Here is a 20,205-nt window from a genome sequence, read left to right on the forward strand (position 1 = left end):
TATTCATCCGTCATACCGCGATCAAATCATATATAGCTTGAGCAACGGTGTCAGCCCGATGGGTGGCCGTTGTCAGAACAGTGCCATGGGCATGAGACATGGCAAAGCTGCGGGAGCAAATGCGGAACATCGCCAAATCATTAAACGAATCGCCAATACAGGCCGTCTCTTCCCTGCGGATATCCAATAATTGCATGAGAGCCTCAACAGCCGCACCTTTATCAACGCCGCCGGGCATGACATCAATGCCGTCAGGGTCGGAGAACGATGCCTTAATCCGGTCTGCAAACCGTTGATCCAGAGTCTCAAGCATCTGCTCCAGCAGAGGAACCTCGCCATAGATGGAAAACTTCGTAACCGGCATTCCGTTTGCCATCTCTTCAATGACTTGGCGGCGCTCGATTAACGGTGTCAGGAAGCGCGTGCCTACATGCTCCGTCTCCGCCGTTTGCTCGGCAACGTAATTGCCCTCGCTGCCGCAAATAACGGTAACCAGCTCGGCCGGTTCTGTCATCCGCTGCACCGCAAGCGCCAGATCAGCCTGGAACTTGCTGGCCCGAATGACGGTTCCATTCCGGTCCACAATGGTTGCCCCGTTCTGGCAAACGGCATAGCAAGGGATGTCCAGGAGCTCCATAACGACCTTGATCTCCTCATACATCCTTCCGGAAGCCAGACAAATATGAACGCCCTGCCGGTAAGCCAAGCGTATAGCGTCTATATCCTCCTTGCGAATCTGCTTGCTTCTGTCCATCAACGTGCCGTCAATATCCGATACAAAGAGCTTAATCAACGTTCAACCACCTCTTCGCCTTTTACTTCTCAACGCGTACTCTGCGTCCAAGCTCATAGGATTGGATTGCGGCTTCCGCAATCAGCAGCGCCCGGTAACCCGCCGAAGCATGAACCGGAGGCGCTTCGCCGTTGCGCAATGCCTGAAGCAATGCATCAACATGGTAATCAAACGTACGGTGAAAATCACGGTCAACGTCGTTGAAATAACCGGCCTCCCAGCTTTCCCCGACCTCATTGCCTGCGGCGTGGAATGTATATTTCTTCACCGTATCCTGTATAACGCAGCGGCCAAGCGAGCCGTTAATCTCGATGCGGTGCGTATCCGGATATGCATAAGAAGAATCATAGCTTCCAACCAGACTGCCGACTGCTCCATTCTCGAAGCGCAAAGCAAGCGATAAGGTCCGGTAGCCGCCGCCCGTCATGTCCGTCATTTCCGCCATAACCGATTCAATCGGACCGCATAAATACTCCAGCATATCAAAGCCATGGCACTGCGTTTCGATGAGATTGGCATGCGGATGATCACTGCTTCCTTCTCCGCCGAAGCGCCAGGTTGCGAAGGAAAGCTCGCCGAGCCTTCCTCCCTGAATGGCAACATGCGCCAGCTGTACCGGCTTGGCGAACCGGTGGTTGAAATTGATCGCGAAAAATACGTTGCGCTTAGCCGCTTCATTAAGCAGAATGTCAGCTTCCTTCAGGCTGAATACCAGCGGCTTTTCGACCAATAACGGAAACCCCGCCCGGATTACTTCCAATGTTGCATCGAAATGGCCCTGATTCGGCAGGCACATGCTGACCAAATCCGGCGTTTCTTTTTCAAGCATATCGGCAATACGCGTATACCCTTTGGTTCCGAACAACGCCGCTTTTTCCTCTGTCCGGGCAGCGTTGCGTCCCACGATTGCACAGAAGTCCACATCCGGTCTTCCTTCCCAAATCCGTGCATGCTGCAAGCCCCAGCTGCCAGCCGATTGGAAGCCTTCCGATCTTCCCCGGCTGCTTACCGCTCCCCCGGTGCCAATTAACGCTACCCTCAGCTTTTTATCCGCATTGTTCATTGTTCGATTAACACCTTTCCGGTATTTCCTTGGAAGAAGAGCTCGTAAGCCTCCTGAATTTGATCCAGGCCGTATCGATGCGTAATTATCTGCCGCAAGTAAGGAAGATGCTTAAGAATAAGGGCATGATTCTCGGCCAGCTCGTTAAATTGGAAATACTCGCTTCCTAGCACGGCGCGTTCAGGGGCAATCAGATCATTCGATACGCCGACATTCAGCTCTTGCCCATGACCGACGCAGACCAGCACGCCGCGCTGGTTAAGCGCTTCCAGTGACGTACGGCGGCCGGAGGTTTTGCCGCTTGTATCAATGGCAATATCCGCGCCTTCAAGACCGGCAGCCTTGATGACCTCCTGAACCGATTGAATCGCCAGCTGCACCGGAATAGCTCCCATCTTCTCCGCAAGCTCCAGACGATAATCGACGTAATCCATAATAAAGACCGGAGTTTCTTCGCCAAGCAGCAGCTTCGCCATGGCAAGCACGCCAAGACCGATAGGACCGGCTCCCGCAATAAGAACGGACCGAATATCCGGATGAACCAGCTTTGCGCGCTTAATAGCGTGTCCGCCTGTGCCCATAATATCGAGAAGCATCGTTGCGTCAGCCAGCGGAATAGAAGGATCAATCGGGAAGAAGACGTTCTCATTAACAACGATATAAGGCGTATAACCACCATCATGAGTAAAGCCGTAATCCGCTCTCTTATTCAGACATTGGTTCGTGAAGCCCAGCTTGCAGCTGCGGCATTCCCCGCAGAAGTCCATCAAGAACACAACCCCAGGCGTCCCGATTGCCGTTGTAACGCCATCACCGGCACCAACGACAATACCCGCCGCTTCGTGACCGGGAACGGTCGTGCTTCCTTCATAGTACTGGCTGCGGTCCGACCCGCATAGAGCGTTCGCTTTTACCTGCAGCAGCAGTTGTCCTTTGCCCGGTGCGGGTACCGGCTTTTCGCCGTATTCGATTTTCCCTTGCCCTACAAAAAGCGGAATGTTCATTGTTTGTGGCACTTGGATGACTTGATTCATCTTCTTCCATCTCCTTAACCGTTCACATTATCGTTCATGTTATAAGGTAAAAAGGGCCGCATCCTATCTGGTGCTATCCCTTAAGACCAACTTGGTATCAATAATCTCGTTAAACTTTTGCTTCGAATCCGGATGGTTGATCTTGTGCAACACAATATCAACGGCCCGCTTGGACATTTTACCCTTGGAATTGCTGACCGAGGACAGCTGGAACGGGATAAAAATCCGCGACTGGATGTTGTCAAAGCCGATGACCGAATAATCCTCCGGCACTTTAAAGCTGTATTTGCTTAATACATATGCCGCTTCCCAGGCGATTACATCATTGAAAGCAAAGATTCCGGTAAATGCCGTCTGCTGCTCGATAAGCTGCTTCATAACCTGCCGTGTATCACCAGCGGAAGCTCCAACCTCAATAATCAGCTCCTCAAGCACGGGCAAGCCCGCTTCCTCATGTGCACGCCTATACCCTTCAAGCCGCTCCTGCGCACTGGAAATCCGGATGGGACCGTTCAGGAACAACACTCTTTTATGCCCGCTGTCAATGAGATGCTTGGTTGCGAGATATCCGCCCTTGCAGTCATCGCAAATAACGTAATCGAATTCCGGCTCATCCTTGAACCTTCGGCCGATCAGCACGAACGGCACGCCGTTCTTCTGCAGAAACCGGATGTTATCGGCTCCCCGCTGGGAAGGACAGATGATGATCGCATCCACATTTTTACCGATGGCGGTGTAGATGGCCCTCTCTTCCATCTCGTAATCATCTTCCGTGTTAATGACAAAGATCGTGTAATGATGTTTGCGCGCCGACTTCTCGATTTCCTTCACCATAATGCCGAAGTGCGGGTTGGCGACATCGCTGACGATAACCGCAATCGTTCGGGTCAGACCCGACCGGAGCGAACCGGCAAGCGCGTTGCCGACGTAACCCATTTCCTTGGCTAAATCCTTGATCATCTGCCGGGTGGAGGCCGCGATATCCTCTTTGTCCTTCAGAGCTCTTGAGATGGTGTTGACCGAAAGCCCGGCTTTTACGGCCAGATCCTTCAGTGTCACTTTCCTGCCTTCCATGCTTTCTCCCCCAGCTACTAGTATGTGTTTGCTAGACTCTCTTGTTTGTTAAATAGATTAGCACTTGCCATTTTTGGAGTCAATTATCCAGAGGAGAACAGCTTATTAACCTTTTAATCCGGTCATGACGATGCCTTCCACAAAGTATTTCTGCCCGAGGAAAAAGACCAGCATCGCTGGCAGAAGCACGACGGTTGTTGCCGCCATCATTAAATGCCACTGCGCATTATACATGCCTTTGAAGGTTTGCAGCCCAAGCGCTAAGGTATACAGCTTCTCGTCGCTCAAATAAATGAGCGGTCCCATAAAGTCGTTCCAGCCGTTCAGGAAAGAGAACAATCCGACTACGACAAGAGCAGGTACAAGCAGCGGCAGCATGATCCGGCTGTAGATCCGGAAGTACCCCGCTCCGTCAACCAGTGCCGCTTCATCCAGTTCTTTCGGAATGGTCATAAAAAACTGTCTGAGCAGGAATACGTTAAATGCTCCTCCGCCGAACCATGCCGGAAGCGTCAATGGGATAAACGTGTTGGTCGCCCCTAGCTTCGCCCATCCGACGTATTGAGGGATTAGCGTCACCGCTCCGGGAAGCATCATGCTGGTCAGGATGACCATAAACACGAGGTTTCTCCCCGGCCACCGCAGTCTGGCAAACGAATAAGCGCAGATCGAGCTCGACAGCACCACCCCGGATACCTCCAGCACAACTATGATCAACGTGTTCAGAAAATACCGGTTAAACGGCAGAATCGTCAGCGCCTCCCGGTAGTTGCTGATCAACCAGTCTTGGGGAATCCAGATCGGGGGGATAACAAATATATCCGACTGATCCATAAACGAACTACGCAGCAGCCAGTAGAAAGGAAACAGGCAGAGACAGGTTCCGGCAGCGAGCAGCAAATAGATGAGTGATCGGGATAACAATCGGCCTCTGATCATCGTTTTCCCTCGCTTTCGCTGTATACCCATAGGGCGGATGTTTTGAATACCATCATCGTCAACGCCAGAATGATCAGGAACATCACCCAAGCGATTGCCGAAGCGCTGCCCATGCTGGAGAATTCGAACGCTTCGCGGTACAGATAATAGGAGTAGAATAGCGTCGCATTGTTAGGTCCGCCTTGCGTCATGATGTAGGCCTGCCCGAATACCTGAAAGCTTCCGATGAATCCCATGATCAGATTAAAGAAAATCGTAGGCGTCATAAGCGGGATTGTAATCGAGAACAGTTTATGCAGCGGGCCGCCGCCGTCAACCTCCACCGATTCGTACAGATGCTTCGGAATGCCTTGAAGCCCGGCCAGGAAAATAACCATTGTGCCGCCAATCGTCCATAAGCTCATCAATACCAGGGACGGTACGGCAAGATTTTCGGAATAAATCCACTGCAGTCCGGGAATGCCGAATACTTTGAGCAGCTGATTGAGCAGTCCCAGGTCCGGATCAAAGAGCCACAGCCAGATCATCGACGAAGCTACGGCAGGAACGATCGTTGGCATGTAAAAGACGGTGCGAAAGAAAGCTTTTCCTTTAATGGGATGATTCAGCAGCAGCGCCACCATAAAAGCCAGCAAGATCTGCAAAGGCACGCTCAGGATGACATAATAGGCCGTAACGCCAAGCGACTTGTAAAATAGCGGATCCGTACCGTCGAACAAGTCGGCATAGTTGGAGAAGCCGATTATTTTCAAGGGAGTGATGACGTTGTATTCCGACAAGCTGAATATAAAGCTGGCAATCATCGGCCCCAGGACGAAGATCAGAAAACCGGCAATAACCGGTGACGCAAACAGAATGCCGGCCCGGGCCTCTTTATTCCAAAGCTTCCTCCCGGTGATCATCGCTCCGTATAAACCCCTTTCAGCTCTTTCTCCACTTGGGGCTTGATCTTGGTTAATGCTTCCTGCGCCGTTGTCTTGCCGAGCCAGACCTGCTCGAGAGCCGGATCGATAATGCTGTTGATTTTGGACAAATTCTTCACGTAATAAGAAGTATTCGGGAAGCCGTTGTCAAAGGCGTTTCTCATCACCGCATCCTGGTAGCCATCCGGATGAGCCGGATTGCCGGCTGCCCACTTCGCAACCAAATCCGCATTCTCATACCATTTCTTCAGAACCGGCATCCACAGTCCGCTCGTTTGCAGCTCCAGCGTATTTTCCGGATTCATCATCCACTTGTACAGCATCCAGGCTTCTTCCGGGTGTTTGGTATCCTTGAAAATCACGATCGGCTCTCCTAAGGTCATCGTAGCTTTGCTCTTCATGACGGGGGTGACGCCAATTCCGAAGTTCAGCTTTTTCGCTGCGCCAAGATCAACCAGACTCCACTGGCCGTCAAGCGTCATGGCCACCTTGCGGGAGGATAATGCATTGGCGCCGGAAGGAATGTTCTTCGACTGGGTTGGCGAAGGGGCAACATGGTATTTGTTAATCAGATCGGCCCATTGCTGAATCGCTTCGGCCGCTTCCGGATCAGCCAGCTTGAACTCGGTACCCTCCTCGTTCACGAACTGTCCCCCGTTTGACGTTACTCCGTTCATGTACGCCCAGAGAGGCATCGTTACCCCGAATTGCTTGATCGACTTCGGATCGAAATCCGGATCAAGCGCATTCCGGCCTTTTTGGTCCAGCGTCAGCTTTTGCGCCGTTTCCACAAATTGCTCCCACGTATACGCTTCATCGGCTTTAGTCGGCGGGAGCGGCAAACCGGCATCCGTAAAGGCTTCCTTATTGTAGAACAAAGCGAAAGCTTCCAGCGCTCCGTTTACTCCTGCCAGCTTTCCTTCCTCCCAGTAATACATCGTGTTAGGCAAAATATCGTTTACGCTGACATCCGGATCATTCGCAAGGAAATCCATAATGTTGTAGATTCGGCCCTGCGAGGCCCATTCCAGCGCGACATCGCCATTCAGAAGTCCAATGTCGGGCATCTGATTCGAAGAGGCCATCGTTGTCAGCTTGGTCGTATAGGAGTCCGGTATATGGAGAGTATTAACCTTAATCCACGGATATTTCTCCGTAAAGGATTTGATCGCCGCTTCCTGAACCTTCTTCTCGTTTGGGCTTCCCCAGAACGTATACTTAAGCGTCACCGGATCATGCTTCGCCGGCTCTTCCCCGCCCGCGTTACCGGCCGGAGTATTTGACGTTGATGCGGTATTGCCGGAGGTCTCTTTTACTTCCGAGTTACCGGTCGTACCGCTATTGCCGTTATTCCCGTTGCTGCTGCCGCAGCCGGCCATCATGACCGAAAGCGCTAACAAAGTTACCGATGCCATTCCTACTGTTTTTCTCATCGACTTACCTCCCTGGAATTGGTTAAAGATCCCCACTCTCTTTCTTTCAACCAATGCTGCAAGTCATGATGTTTGCACTCTGATTTTGCTTGTTCACACCTCCATTTTCGTTAACATTATCGTTAATGTAGGTTACAGCGTCATTATAAAAGGATTGTTAAGGAATGGTCAATTATAGAAATCAGACAATTCAGAGTAATTATTCAACAATAATCCGTCGTAATTTTGGAGTGATTTTCCAGGATAGCCAATACAAAAAGCCGGCTCCAAAATTGGAACCGGCAAATGACACTGCCCGACAAATTATTTAATTGTCTTGATTACATGTTCGAGTCTGTTCAGGCCTTCTGTCAAAATCGCGCGCGAACAGCCGATATTAATGCGAATAAACCCGTCTCCGGCTTTTCCGTAAGTAGATCCCTCGTTAATCCGAAGGCCTGCTTCGTCAAATAATTTGCGGCTTAGCTCCTCGGATCCGATCCCTAGAGCTCTGCAATCCAGCCACATCAAATACGTCGACTGCGGTGCAATAACCTTGAGATTCGGAAGCCGTTCCCGGACAAACGAGAGGAAATAATCGCGATTCTCTTTCAGATAGACCAAGAGCTGATCCAGCCACTCTTCCCCTTCGGTATAAGCAGCGATAAACGCTTCAATCCCGAATACGTTCGGATCGTGAATGCCGCTTGCGAGCATAACCTGCTTCACTTTTTCCTTGTAATCCATGTTAGCGGTAATGATGTTCGCCATTTTTAATCCGGCAATGTTAAAGGTTTTGCTCGGAGAGGTGCAGGTGATGGAGTTGTTCGCGTCAATCGAAGCATACGGCACGTAAGGCCGACCTTCAAACACGAGATCCCTGTGAATTTCATCGGCCACAACAAGGACCCGATGCTTTCGGCAAATGGCGCTTAGACGCTCCAGCTCCTCCCTGCTCCACACTCTTCCTACCGGGTTATGGGGATTGCACAAAATAAACAGCTTAACGGACTCGTCCGATGCCTTCTTCTCGAAATCCTCAAAGTCGATTTCATACGACTCGCCCGTATTAACCAAGTTATTCTCAACGATCTCGCGGCCGTTGCTTTTTATAATGCCGTAAAAGCTGTTATACACCGGGGCTTGAATAAGCACCTTATCTCCCGGACTCGAAAAAGCTTGAATAATAGCGGCCAAAGCCGGAATAACGCCGGGAGTAAAAGCGATCCAATCTTTTTCGATCAAGCAGTCATGCCTCTTCTGCCACCAATGGATCTCCGCCCCGTAATAAGCCTCAGGTAAATGGGCATAACCAAATACCCCATGCCGCAGCTTGCTCTCCAATGCCCGAAGGATTGGATCGGCAGCCTTGAAGTCCATATCCGCAACCCACATCGGTACGATATCTTCTTTATCCTTTGCCGAATCCCACTTGAAGCTGTTCGTATTTTTCCGGTTAACCACTTCGCCAAAATCATACTTCATCTTGCATGCCACCTTTTCTGTTCGCAAACTTCTGCCTAACCTATAATAGCACAACTCCCGCCAGCAATGCCCATAAGGGAACGTCAACACGCGTATGGCAAGCAAAAAAGCAGCACCACGATGAAGTGATGCTGCGTCGTAATTTTCTTTTTACTTGGTTACGCGAACCAGCAATTTATCGCTTGAAGTAACTCCTCCCGCATTGATTAGCTCGATCCTGTAATCATATTCGCCAATCGATTTACCAGAGAGCTTGATAGAGGCGCTTTGCGCGTTTGGGGTAGCCGCGGTTAACGGCTTCGACTCAATCAGCTTATCGTTTTCGTACAGCTTGTATTCCGTTGCATTGGTGCCCCACCACATGTTAAACGTTAACGTGAAATTGCCGTCTCCATCCCAATTATCATGGGAAAGCACCGGTTTGCCTGGCGCAGCATCCGTTACATCTACAACAAGCGGCTGGCTGACGGTTGATCCGAAGGTATTGATTAGCTCGGCCGTATACGTGTAGGTTCCGTTCGCTTTGCCATTCACTTTAACATTCGCGACTTGAGCGGACGGGGAGTTTTCCGTCAACGTCTGGGTGGAAATCAGGATGCCATTCTCGTACAGCTTCAATACGTCGCCGTTGTTTCCCCACCACATATTCATCGAAACGGTATAGTTCCCGTCCTTCAGTCCGCTATATCCGTTATCGCTGGACAGAACAGGCGTACCGGGAACGCCTGTATATTTAGGCTTAGCTACTTGGATCGTGAGCTCGCTCGATTTTACCGTCCCGTTCAGATTTACCGTAACTTTTATCACTGCCTTACCATCGGTAACCGCGGTAATGACGCCTTTTGAATCAACGGTTGCTACCGAAGCCTTGTTGGAATTATACGTGACGGAGGCGCCAATCAACGATGCTGGCACATTGCTGCTTAATTTGGCTTCTAATTTCGTAGTGGCCGTATCGCCCGGCCGCAGCGATGTTTTACTTGCTGTCATGATTAACTCGCTGAGCTTATTAAGCGGCGAAGGATCAAGTACCGTAACCCCCGTATCCGCCCCAACGATATCGCTTGACGGCTGCTGTATATTCACTGGCAATGTCGAATAAGGCCCCATCCGGTCAATCACATTGTCGGTAAAGGTCACATGCTCCGAATTGCGGACAAAAATAACCGACGTAGGATCAATCCCTTTGTCCGCGCCATTGTTGCCCGGATCCTCGAGGTGAGTATTCAGGAACTTGTTGTCCTTAACGATCGCGTTCGAGACGCTGCTGAGATTGAGATTCAAGCCATTTACGGAGTCAAACGTGTTGTTCTCGATCAGAATGTTGTCAAAGGCTTTCATGCTGGTAATATTCCCAGCCGCGAAGCCGATTGCGCCTGCTTGATCGGACCATGGCATAAAATGATGGTACCCTGTGCCGATAATTTTGTTATTGCGGATAATCAGATTTTGCGCAGCGCCTGCATGCGAATCCGTTACATCCTCCGGAGATACCATAATCGCCTTGTCGCCTCCGCGGAACGTATTGTTCTCGATAAGGCCATCGCCGGCTTTCAGCAGCATTCCGCGTCCAGGGCTGTAGACTTCGTTATTCCGGAATATGAATCCGTTGCCCATCCGGTCGGGAGAAAAGATAAAGTCCTCTACCTGGAATGGAGACGGACGATCCAGTTTGATCTTGTAATACGTCTCTTCCGTAAATCTCCATGGCGTCCAATCGGCGGCACTATTGATTTTCTGCAGTAAAGCAGGGTCAATGCCGGCGTCAGCCTTCGTCACTTTCTGCACAGCTGTTACGATTGCTTCCGGCGAAGAATTAAACCGCTTCAGCCTGTCTCCGACCTCAAGCTCCTGGCTTCCGTCGCGGAGCACAATCGTAATCTCATCATCGGCCACCTTCACGACGCCTATGTCGCCCGACTGAATGCTAAAGGAGTCGTCCCCGGCATTGTGAATGACGGAGTTTTCAACGATTGGACCTTTTTTAGCCGTTTTGAATTGGATGCCATCCCACACTGCCGTAAGCAATGGCTTCTCTGTTGCGCCTTTCGGAGCAGGACCGGGAATAAGCTTGAAGCCGTCAAGCACCGTCCCGCCTTCGCTGCCTGCCTCTAGGTAGCCAAAGCCCGGCGCCGTATTCAGCGTTACATCCTTAAACACAATACCGCTGCTTCCCCCAACCGTAATGCCATGCGGAATGCCGTTTCCTTCGGGGCCGCCGGCCATTGTCACCGGATCGCCTACATCCACGTTGGAGCCAACGCCCTGTAACGAAATTCGCATTGTACCGTCCGGATTCCAGGAAGCTTTTGTTCCCCATAAATGATTTATGCGGTGCTTCTGGAATTTGGTCGCAGGATCATACACGGTCAGCCTTGAATAAAGCTTGCGAGGGTAGCCTGCGTCCAGTTCGATATCCAGGTAGGACAGATCGGGGGCTATCGCCTTCACATGACCTTGAGTAAAAGGAAGCGGATCATAGTTAATCGTCATCCCTTTGACCGTAACATTGGAGCTGTTTGAAATGGAAAGCGCTCTGGTTAACGTCGTACCGATTACCGTTACGCCGTCAGCGACAATTTCCAGATCGTGGGCACCGCTGATCGGAATAAGCACGCTGCCGCTTTTAAGACCGATCCGGTACGTATTGGGCGGAATCACGACTTTGTTTTTATGCTCGGCGATCGCTTTATTGATCATTTCTTGCATGTCCATCGACAGCAGCAATCTTTGAATCATCTCAATGGCCTGGAATCGGGTAAAGGTTGCCTGCGGATCAAACTGGGCCGGATACGGGTCGTTCGGTTGAACAATGCCAAGCTTGCTGTCCGCCTGCACGTATTTGATGGCCCACTCGCTGATTGCGTCTTTATCCTCCAAATTGCCGATATCGCCAAGAACGGCATTCTGTTCCATGGTGTGGTTATATCCGTTAATAAGAATCGATGCTGCTTCTTCTCTTGTTAACGGCGCTAGCGGATGGATGCTGCCGTTATTAAGCAAATGCTCATCTATGATACCGTTATCGTAGGCGCCTTGCAGTAAATCGGCGGAAGCATTGCCTTGCGCCACGTCGTTGAAAATGCCCTGATACGGCGAGCCTGACAGCTTTAAGGCTTGAGCGAGCATAAAAATGAGCTCGACTCTCGTTGTGGCGCCATTTCCGTCTACGTCGACTTGGGCTTGATCCATAAAACCTCCATCGGCTGTCGTTACGGTTATGGTTGCTGTACCTGGGCCGACCACCGTAACAATTCCGTTCTTGACAGCTGCAACTTCCGGATTGCTGGATTTCCAATACAAATTGGTGTTCGTGGCATTTGCCGGGGAAATGGCGGCGTGAAGCTCAATCGATTCGCCGATTCCAGGCGTAAGCTCATGCTGGTCCAATGTGACTTGCGAAGGGGAGATAGTATCTGTCACATCGGTGTATTTCAGCGTTGGGTCCCATGTAATATCGTCAAATCCGTTCGCGTGATCCGCACCGCTGTTGGCTATGAAATAAATACGGTCTCCCTTCAAAACTTGCGTCGATACATCCGGGAAGTTGATTGTTTCCTTGCTGCCAATGGATGCCCATTCTCCGCTCTCCGGCCAAATCTGGCTATCGTTCTTCATAACCTTTAATCTTGCGCCGCCGTATGTATCCGGATGAATGGTAATCGGCTGAGCGGCTTTAATCGTCAAGGTTCCTGTCGCAGGCGCGATAAAGGTGCGCGCCGTATCGGACTGCGTGCCCGGCGTCACAAGATTGCCCGATAATTTGCCGTAATCCCAGTTGTTGCTTGTTTTCCACCAGCCTCCCCCGCTGAATACGGGTAGATCTTCAAATTCGGAAGAACCGAAAAGACGGTATTGGTAACGCCAGTTATCTGCGCCCTGTTGGCCCGAGAAGCCGGCCGATGCCTTGTAAAGCGGGTATCCGATCGCGGTAATCGAGCAGCTATCCGTTAATCCGCCGTCTTGCGTCGTCACGGTTATTACGGCCTTGCCGCTTGACACGGCCGTCACGACACCGTCTTTCACAGTAGCTACATTCGGGTCGCTGGATGACCAGATCAACCTTGGATTGGACACGTCGGCAGGAGCGATCTCCGCCTTAAGCGTTGTCACATCATCCACGTTTAACGTCAATTCATGCTGATCCAGCGTAACCTGGGTTGGCGAGACGGAATCGGTGACAGAGGAATACGTTATGATTGGGTCCCATTTAATATCATCCTGCCCATTCGAATGATCTGCCCCGCTGTTCGCGATAAAATAGAGACGGTCCCCTCTCGCCACGGTTGCCGTCAGATCATTAAAGCTGATCGTCTGATTCGCGTTGATCGCTTCCCAATCACCGGCTTGCGGCCAGATCTGCGTGTCGTTCAGCATGATTTTCAGCCTGGCACCGCCGTAGGTGCCCGGGTTTATCGTAATGGGCTGGGCAGCCTGAATGACCAGGGTTCCGGAATCCGGAGCAACAAAGGTGCGGGACGTATCCGCCAGCGAGCCCGGCGTGATTTCATTGCCCGCAACCTTTCCCCAATCCCAGTTGAAGCCCGATTTCCACCAAATATTGCTCGAGTAAACAGGTAGATCTATAAAATCATCCGAATCAAATGCCCGGTACTGATAACGCCAATTCTGATTTCCCTGTTGACCGGAATACCCAATTGAAGCCTGATAAACGGCCGATGAACGATCTTCGGCAAACGCAAGATTTGCGGGGAGTATACCCGTAAACAATAACAATACGGACAAAACAAGGGGCCATTTTCTGCTGCCTCTCTTCATTATAACCTTACCTCTCTTTCGGGCTGATCGCCCAGGAATATTCGCTTATAAGCACATTCCAAGCAGTAAAGCTCCCAAGCAATACGCATATCCTTCTGTTCAATGAAGCGCTTACATTTATCTCGGTCATCACCCCCCCGTTATTTGAAGCAGCCCTATCCTCCGCCCAGGCGAAGAACAAACATGTATGCTTCGAGCTTCAACCTTATCTTACTTAATTTTAGTTTAAATCACAACATTAAATTTAGCTAAATTATAGTTTAAAACACTAAAAGATCTGTTGTGATTACAAATAAAAGAGCCCGCTCTCGCAGGCTCTCCCGTATTCTAAGTCCACTTTTTCTGATAAGCGGCAATTTCCTTGTATTCGGACGTAAGCAATCTGGAAATCCGGGCGTAGATCCGGCTCAGCTCCTTATAACGCTCCACGTTGGCTTGTTCGGGCAAATGCTTGTGGGAGGTTCCCATCATGCCCGACACGACATGAAGGGAATCGACTTCGCCGATACTGTACAGGCCGAGAATCGCGGCGCCAAGGCATGAGCTTTCGAAGCTTTCCGGCACATGGACCTCCTGCTCGAAGATATCGGACATCATCTGACGCCACAGCTCCGAGCGGGCAAAGCCGCCGGTTGCCTGGATTTTCGTCGGGTGGCCAATCAGCTCCTCCAGTGCCATATACACGGTAAAGAGGTTAAAAATCACGCCTTCCAGCACCGCGCGGATCATATGCTCCTTCTTATGCTGCAGGCCAAGACCAAAGAACGAGCCTCTTGCATGGGCATCCCACAGCGGAGCCCTTTCGCCCGCGAGATAAGGATGGAATAACAATCCGTCCGCTCCAGCCGGCACGCGTGCGGCAATTTCCGTCAGAATATCGTACGGATCCTTGCCAAGCCGTTTAGCGGTTTCGGTCTCCGCGGCGCAAAGCTGATCTCTCAGCCAGCGGAATATCATTCCGCCGTTGTTGACCGGACCGCCGATCACCCACATATCTTCGGCCAACGCGTAACAGAAGATCCGCCCCTTCGGATCGGTCACCGGCCGGTCCGTCACAGCCCGGATTGCTCCGCTTGTCCCGATCGTTACGGCAACGGTACCCGGTTCTATCGCATTCACGCCAAGGTTGGACAATACGCCGTCGCTTGCCCCCACGATGAATGGCGTTGAAGCCGGCAGCCCCATCTCTGCAGCCCATTCCGCCTTTAGGCCTTCCACCGCATAGGTCGTAGGCACGGGCTCGGATAACCGCTCCGGCGTAACGCCAGCCACCCGCAAAGCTTCGGCATCCCAGTCCAACTGGGATAAATTAAACAGCCCGGTCGCCGACGCAATCGAATAGTCAATCACGTACCGGCTGAACAGCTGATGGAACACATATTCCTTGATGGAAATAAACTTGCGCGTGCGGGCGAACAGGTCCTGCTGCGTGTTCCGGAGCCATGCCAGCTTGGACAACGGAGACATCGGATGCAGTGGCGTACCCGTACGCAAATAAATCTGATGCCCATTCATCTCGTTCTTAATCCGTTCCGTCCACATCGCGCTGCGATTGTCCGCCCAAGTGATGCAGCGCGTCAGCGGGCGGCCTTCGCCGTCAACCGCTATAACGCTATGCATCGCGGAGCTGAACGATACGCACAATACGCCTTTCTCGCCAACCCCGCCTTTGGAAACAACCTGCTTGATCGTGCCAACCACCGCGCGGAAAATCTCATCCGGATCCTGCTCCGCTACGTCAGGCTTCGGCGAGTACAGCGGGTATTCGATCGTATGCGTCGCGATAACATGTCCAGCCTTGTCAAACAAGACGGATTTCGTGCTTGTTGTTCCGATATCCGTTCCGATTACGTAAGAGGAAGCCATGACTGCTCACTCTCCTTTCTCTCTTTCCAAACGAACCATACCTCTAACCTTTATACGATCGTATTCAGCGCCATAATGAGCACAAGCGCAACAACGGAAATAATCGTTTCCAGCGCCGTCCAGGTCAGGAGCGTCTCCTTCACCGTCATGCCGAAATATTCTTTGATCAGCCAGAAGCCGGAGTCGTTCACGTGGGACAAAATAAGCGAGCCTGCGCCTGTCGCCAGTACAAGCAGTTCCACGTTGGTTCCCGGCATTGCCGCCGCGATTGGAGCCACGATACCCGCAGCCGTCATCATCGAGACGGTCGCGGAGCCGGTTGCGATCCGGATCATCGCCGCAATGCCCCACCCCAATAGAATAGGCGAAACATGCGAGGAGGTGGCTAGATCAGCGATGTAATCGCCGATGCCGGAATCCAGCAGGACGCGGTTAAACGCGCCGCCCGCGCCAATAACCAGCAGAATCGTTGCCGTAGGCGCAAGGCAGTCGTTTGTGAACTTCAAGATTTTCTCGCGGCTGATACCGCGGGCAAAGCCTAAGCTGAAGAACGAGTACACCGTTGCGATCAGAAGCGCCACAACCGGGTCGCCAACAAATTTGGCGGCAAGGAACAGGGTATCATCCTTGGCAAGCGAGCCGCTTTCCACGAATACGTCCGCGAACGTAGCGATCAGCATCAGGAATACCGGAATCAGAATCGTGATGAGCGTATTGGCAAAGCCGGGCAGTTCACGGTTCTCGTCCGTTTCCGCAAGCTGCTCTCCCATTTCCTTCGGTACTTCCTTATGAATCCGTTTGCCAATCCAGCTGCCGTACAGCGGTCCGGCAACGATTGCAGTCGGAAGACCAACGATGATCGAATACAAAATCGTCTTTCCGATATCGGCATTAAAGATGCCAACTGCCGCCATAGCAGCGGGATGAGGCGGAACCAGACCGTGTACGACGGATAAGCCCGCTACCAGCGGTACGCCGATTTTGACAAGCGAAAGACCGGTTTGCTTCGCAATGGTGAAAATAAGCGGTACAAGCAAGACGAAGCCGACCTGGAAAAAGACCGGAATGCCTACGATAAACGCAACAAACATCATCGCCCAATGGACTCTCTTCTCTCCAAACAATCCGATCAAGGTCCGTGCGATCCGCTCGGCGCCACCGGATTCGGCCATCATTTTTCCGAGCATCGTGCCAAGTGCCAGCACAATCGCCAGGAAGCCTAGCGTATTCCCCATCCCTGTCTTAATGGAATCGATAATGCCGGTCTGATCCCCGGTAGCCACGAGGGGCATTCCAGCCGCAAGCCCCGTCACGATCGCCGTGATAATAAGCGCGACAAACGGGTTCAGCTTGGCAACGGTTATGAGCAAAAGCAGCACAACAATGGCCGCAAGTACGATAAATAGCAACATGGTGTAGTTCCTCCTAAAAAGAATATTTTATTGCGGCTGTCCGTCGCGGTATTCCTGCGGCGTCATGCCGAATGCTTTCTTAAAGGCGCTGATGAAGGAATGCGGCCGCTGATAGCCAAGCTTGGCGGCAATGACGTAGACCTTCTCGTCGCTGCGAAGCAGCATGGACTGCGCTTCCTCCATCTTCGCGCGTTGGATGTAATCACTTAAGTTTTCGCCTGTTTCCAGCTTGTACACCTTGGATACATAGACCGGATGCAGCTTCACGCAATCGGCCACCGATTGAAGCGAAATATCGCCGGTTACGTTGTCATCGATAAAGCTTCGAATTCTTTCAATCAAGGAATGTCGGTTATCCTTGGTTTCCTTGGCCATATCCTCCTGCAGCGCTTTCAGCGTGCGAAAGGCCCATTCCTTAAGATGCTGTACGGTCCGGAACGGCATGCCGGTCGTCATCTTGTTGTAATCGGTACCAAGAGTTTCGTTCAGAAGACGTCCGTTCTTATGAGCGATATAGGCATAGGCCGAAGCCATCGTGAAATAAATTTCAAGCAAATGCTCTTCGGACACGGCTATCCCGCTCTCCACACCCGTGAAGATCCGCTTATACCTCTCTTCCACCGCTTCCCATCTTGCGGCTTCGAGCAAATGAATCAATGCCGGCGGCTCGTACAGGTAGTCCAGCGACCGTATCGCTGCCGGCTCGCTTTCCTTCTCTTCCAAACGCATGAACTGCTCCGGCTCTTGCCCGATCCGGTTACGGAATGCCGTGACCGACCGGTTATAGAAGCCGGGAACGTCTTCCGGAAAAGCGCCCGCGCCGCTTACCATCATGGATACCTTTCCTTTCAGGTAGACGCCTACGGCGGATTGCAGCACCGATGCCGTGCGCTCCAGCCAGCCCGGATCATCTCCTTCCGCTGTGTCCTTAGGAGTCAGCAGGAAGATTAGATAATCATGAGCGTCCTTCGCATGCCACAGCGAGTATCGACCGCCGAACAGCTCTTCCGCCATATTGGCGACCGCGTATTCCTTCCATGACATATCCGCGCCGGCAAGCTCCGCGAAGCGGTCATCCAGCCGAACGGCCATCAGCGAAAAAAGCTGCCAATCCTGATCGCCAAGCTCTAACCGCGACATTTTTTCCAGAAGCGTCTGTCTGCTCCACAGCTTTCCCTGCAGCAGCTCCTGCAGCAGGTTTGCCCTTAAGAGCGGCAGATGTTCCTTCAGCGTATACGTCATCCGCTGGGCGGAGATAACCTCCTCCCACTCCTGCTTCAGCTTGAGAAGCACGCGTTCCACCGTTGACAGGAGATCCGCGGTCTTAACCGGCTTGAGCAGGTAGTCCTCGGTCTGGAACTGCATAGCCTGCTTCGCATAGGTGAATTCGGAGTAACCCGAGAGCAGGATGCTTTTGGTCTTCGGCCATTGCCGCTTAATCTCGGAAATAAGCTGAAGCCCCGACATACCCGGCATACGGATATCCGTAATAACTATATCGATGGAGAATTGATGAAGCTGCTCCAGCGCTTCCTGGCCGGAATACGCCTTGTACACCTGATCGATGCCGACGGATTCCCAATCGACCGTTGTGGCCAGACGGTCCACGACATGCGCTTCATCATCCACAATCAAGAGCTGGGCCATACCGCTTCCCCTTCCAACCGATTTTCGTCCAACGCTTTGGCAGTTGCCTCACTCTTCAGCCACGCAATGGTAACGACAAGGCCTTCTCCATCCGCTGCATGCCGGAAACGAAGCCCCGAGCCTTTACCGAACCGGCCTTGCAGCCGCTGATGCACGTTCCAGGTACCGCATCCGATCTCGTCGCCCATTTCCTTCTCGGCTAACAGCTCTTCCAGCCGAAGCTTTTCCTCACTGCTTAATCCCGCTCCGTTATCGGCAATCTCCAGAAGGTTATAATCTCCTTCCTGCCTTCCGGTAATGACGATGCATCCTCCGCCAATACGCCCTTCAATTCCGTGCACAATCGCATTCTCGACAATCGGCTGCAAGGTAAGACGCGGAAGCGGCTCCTCCAGCATGGCATCCGGCACCTCGATCTCGAAGGCCAGCCTTCCCATCCTCAATGTATGGATGTTCAGGTAATGCCGGACGAATTCAAGCTCCTCTCCCAAGGTCGACAGCTGATTGTCCACCTTGGTCGTGTACCGATAAAACTCAGCCAGATTTTCCGACATGGATATAACCGAATCCCGGTCTTCCATCATGGCGGAGTTGATTATAAAGAACAGCGAATTATACAGGAAATGCGGATTAATTTGTGATTGCAGCTGCTTCAGCGTCGCTTCCCTGGATCTTAGTCTTTCGCTGTAAATATCTTCGATCAACCGCTGAATCTGGCCGGCCATTTCGTTGTAATGCCGAATCAGCTCGTCAAATTCATTGTTAGCCTTATAGCCGATCCGCCAGGACAAATCGCCGCCCTTCATCCGTTTGACGCCGGCGATCATCTTGGACAGCGGGATCTGGACATTGCGGTAGAGCAGAACGGAAGCCAGCAGCCCGAGCAGTATCAGAAAAGCGATAGAGCCGTAGAACCAGTTCCTAGCCTGAATGATGGGGGCTACAATCCGTTCGACCGGTACGTAATCAACCAAATACCAGCCTAACTGGCGCGATTTCGAATAACTGACCAAATACGTTTGTCCATCCATCTTCAAGAGCCGTTGGCCGCTTTGCCCAAGGCTCCCGTGACCAAGCTCCCGAATGACCTTGGCGGAGGCCGTCTCCTCATACGTGCTGTTGCGGACAGGCTGCTCATTAGAGCGGAACAAGAACGGGTCGCCCCGGTTTTCCTTCTTGTACACATCAAGCATGTCGCTAATATTCTGGATGGGAAAACGGACCTGGATAACGGCCTCCGCCTCCCCAACCTTGACTGCGGCAGCCGGAACTCCTGTCTCGCGGACAAACGTGTCGATCGGATAACCGCGCGAGCTGTCCCGCTCATACGTCCAATCGTTCATGATCTTCCTGCCTGGCGACTCGACTTCGCTGCCGTTTAAGTAAATATTGGAAGAGAGGACGAGATTTTTCCGTGGAAAAGCAAAGGTTAATTCGTTGGACCATGAGCTGGATACGCTTTGCAGTCCCAGCTTTTCCGTTACTCTGGCCTGCTCCTTCAGCAAGCCGCTTTCCGGCTCGCCTGAAGCCGGGGACAGAAAATCGCGAATATGCGGATCATCGCTTAAGATGACCGGAAACATCGACAGATTTTCCATCGTTCCATCCATTTGATCCATAAAGAAGACAAGCTTGCTCAAGCTGGACGAGCGCATTTGCTCTTCCACAACGCCGGTCGCAATCCGGTTCGAATAGCCGTATAGCAGCACAACGGGCACAAGCAGCAGGATGATGGTAAAGGCAATCTTGTTGAACATCGACAGTCGGCGCGGCATTCC

General features: G+C 51.9%; 13 protein-coding genes and 1 pseudogene. All 14 read right to left on the minus strand.

What is annotated here, in order from left to right:
• Positions 1 to 10 precede the first annotated feature (10 nt).
• Positions 11 to 793, minus strand: a complete 783-nt coding sequence (locus EV294_RS08675; protein ID WP_132305859.1) for an HAD family hydrolase — start codon at positions 791 to 793, stop codon at positions 11 to 13.
• 22 nt (positions 794 to 815) lie between these two features.
• Positions 816 to 1,856 (minus strand): Gfo/Idh/MocA family protein, encoded by a 1,041-nt coding sequence (locus EV294_RS08680; protein WP_132305861.1) that lies wholly within the window; start codon positions 1,854 to 1,856, stop codon positions 816 to 818.
• Positions 1,853 to 2,890 (minus strand): zinc-dependent alcohol dehydrogenase family protein, encoded by a 1,038-nt coding sequence (locus EV294_RS08685; RefSeq protein WP_132305863.1) that lies wholly within the window; start codon positions 2,888 to 2,890, stop codon positions 1,853 to 1,855. The genes EV294_RS08680 and EV294_RS08685 overlap by 4 nt, the downstream gene beginning before the upstream one ends.
• Before the next feature lie 63 nt (positions 2,891 to 2,953).
• Positions 2,954 to 3,964 carry a LacI family DNA-binding transcriptional regulator gene (locus EV294_RS08690; RefSeq protein ID WP_132305865.1) on the minus strand — a complete coding sequence of 337 codons (1,011 nt, stop codon included), beginning with the start codon at positions 3,962 to 3,964 and terminating at the stop codon, positions 2,954 to 2,956.
• Positions 3,965 to 4,069: 105 nt separating this feature from the next.
• Positions 4,070 to 4,903: a carbohydrate ABC transporter permease gene (locus EV294_RS08695; protein WP_132305867.1), complete on the minus strand. Its 834-nt coding sequence runs from the start codon at positions 4,901 to 4,903 to the stop codon at positions 4,070 to 4,072.
• A complete protein-coding gene (locus EV294_RS08700) occupies positions 4,900 to 5,805 on the minus strand; it encodes a carbohydrate ABC transporter permease (RefSeq protein ID WP_132305869.1) in 906 nt (301 codons plus the stop codon). Before EV294_RS08700 ends, EV294_RS08695 begins: the two co-directional genes overlap by 4 nt.
• The gene (locus EV294_RS08705) at positions 5,802 to 7,259 is read right to left on the minus strand and encodes an ABC transporter substrate-binding protein (RefSeq protein ID WP_132305871.1); all 1,458 of its coding nucleotides are present in this window, start codon (positions 7,257 to 7,259) and stop codon (positions 5,802 to 5,804) included. The genes EV294_RS08700 and EV294_RS08705 overlap by 4 nt, the downstream gene beginning before the upstream one ends.
• A 303-nt stretch (positions 7,260 to 7,562) precedes the next feature.
• Positions 7,563 to 8,723 carry a MalY/PatB family protein gene (locus tag EV294_RS08710; RefSeq protein WP_132305873.1) on the minus strand — a complete coding sequence of 387 codons (1,161 nt, stop codon included), beginning with the start codon at positions 8,721 to 8,723 and terminating at the stop codon, positions 7,563 to 7,565.
• 150 nt (positions 8,724 to 8,873) lie between these two features.
• Positions 8,874 to 9,833: a chitinase N-terminal domain-containing protein gene (locus EV294_RS31085; RefSeq protein WP_481856068.1), complete on the minus strand. Its 960-nt coding sequence runs from the start codon at positions 9,831 to 9,833 to the stop codon at positions 8,874 to 8,876.
• A 12-nt stretch (positions 9,834 to 9,845) separates the two neighbouring features.
• Positions 9,846 to 13,502 (minus strand): annotated as a pseudogene (locus EV294_RS08715) (Ig-like domain-containing protein); the annotation flags it as partial.
• A 327-nt stretch (positions 13,503 to 13,829) separates the two neighbouring features.
• The gene (gntK, locus tag EV294_RS08720; protein ID WP_132305877.1) at positions 13,830 to 15,368 is read right to left on the minus strand and encodes a gluconokinase; all 1,539 of its coding nucleotides are present in this window, start codon (positions 15,366 to 15,368) and stop codon (positions 13,830 to 13,832) included.
• Positions 15,369 to 15,418: 50 nt separating this feature from the next.
• Positions 15,419 to 16,780, minus strand: coding sequence for a GntP family permease (locus tag EV294_RS08725; RefSeq protein ID WP_132305879.1), 1,362 nt, complete (start codon positions 16,778 to 16,780; stop codon positions 15,419 to 15,421).
• 27 nt (positions 16,781 to 16,807) lie between these two features.
• A complete protein-coding gene (locus EV294_RS08730) occupies positions 16,808 to 18,427 on the minus strand; it encodes a response regulator transcription factor (protein WP_132305881.1) in 1,620 nt (539 codons plus the stop codon).
• Positions 18,412 to 20,202, minus strand: coding sequence for a sensor histidine kinase (locus EV294_RS08735; protein WP_132305883.1), 1,791 nt, complete (start codon positions 20,200 to 20,202; stop codon positions 18,412 to 18,414). The genes EV294_RS08730 and EV294_RS08735 overlap by 16 nt, the downstream gene beginning before the upstream one ends.
• Between the last annotated feature and the right edge of the window lie 3 nt (positions 20,203 to 20,205).

This window comes from Paenibacillus sp. BK033 (assembly GCF_004345425.1).
Lineage (GTDB): Bacteria > Bacillota > Bacilli > Paenibacillales > Paenibacillaceae > Pristimantibacillus.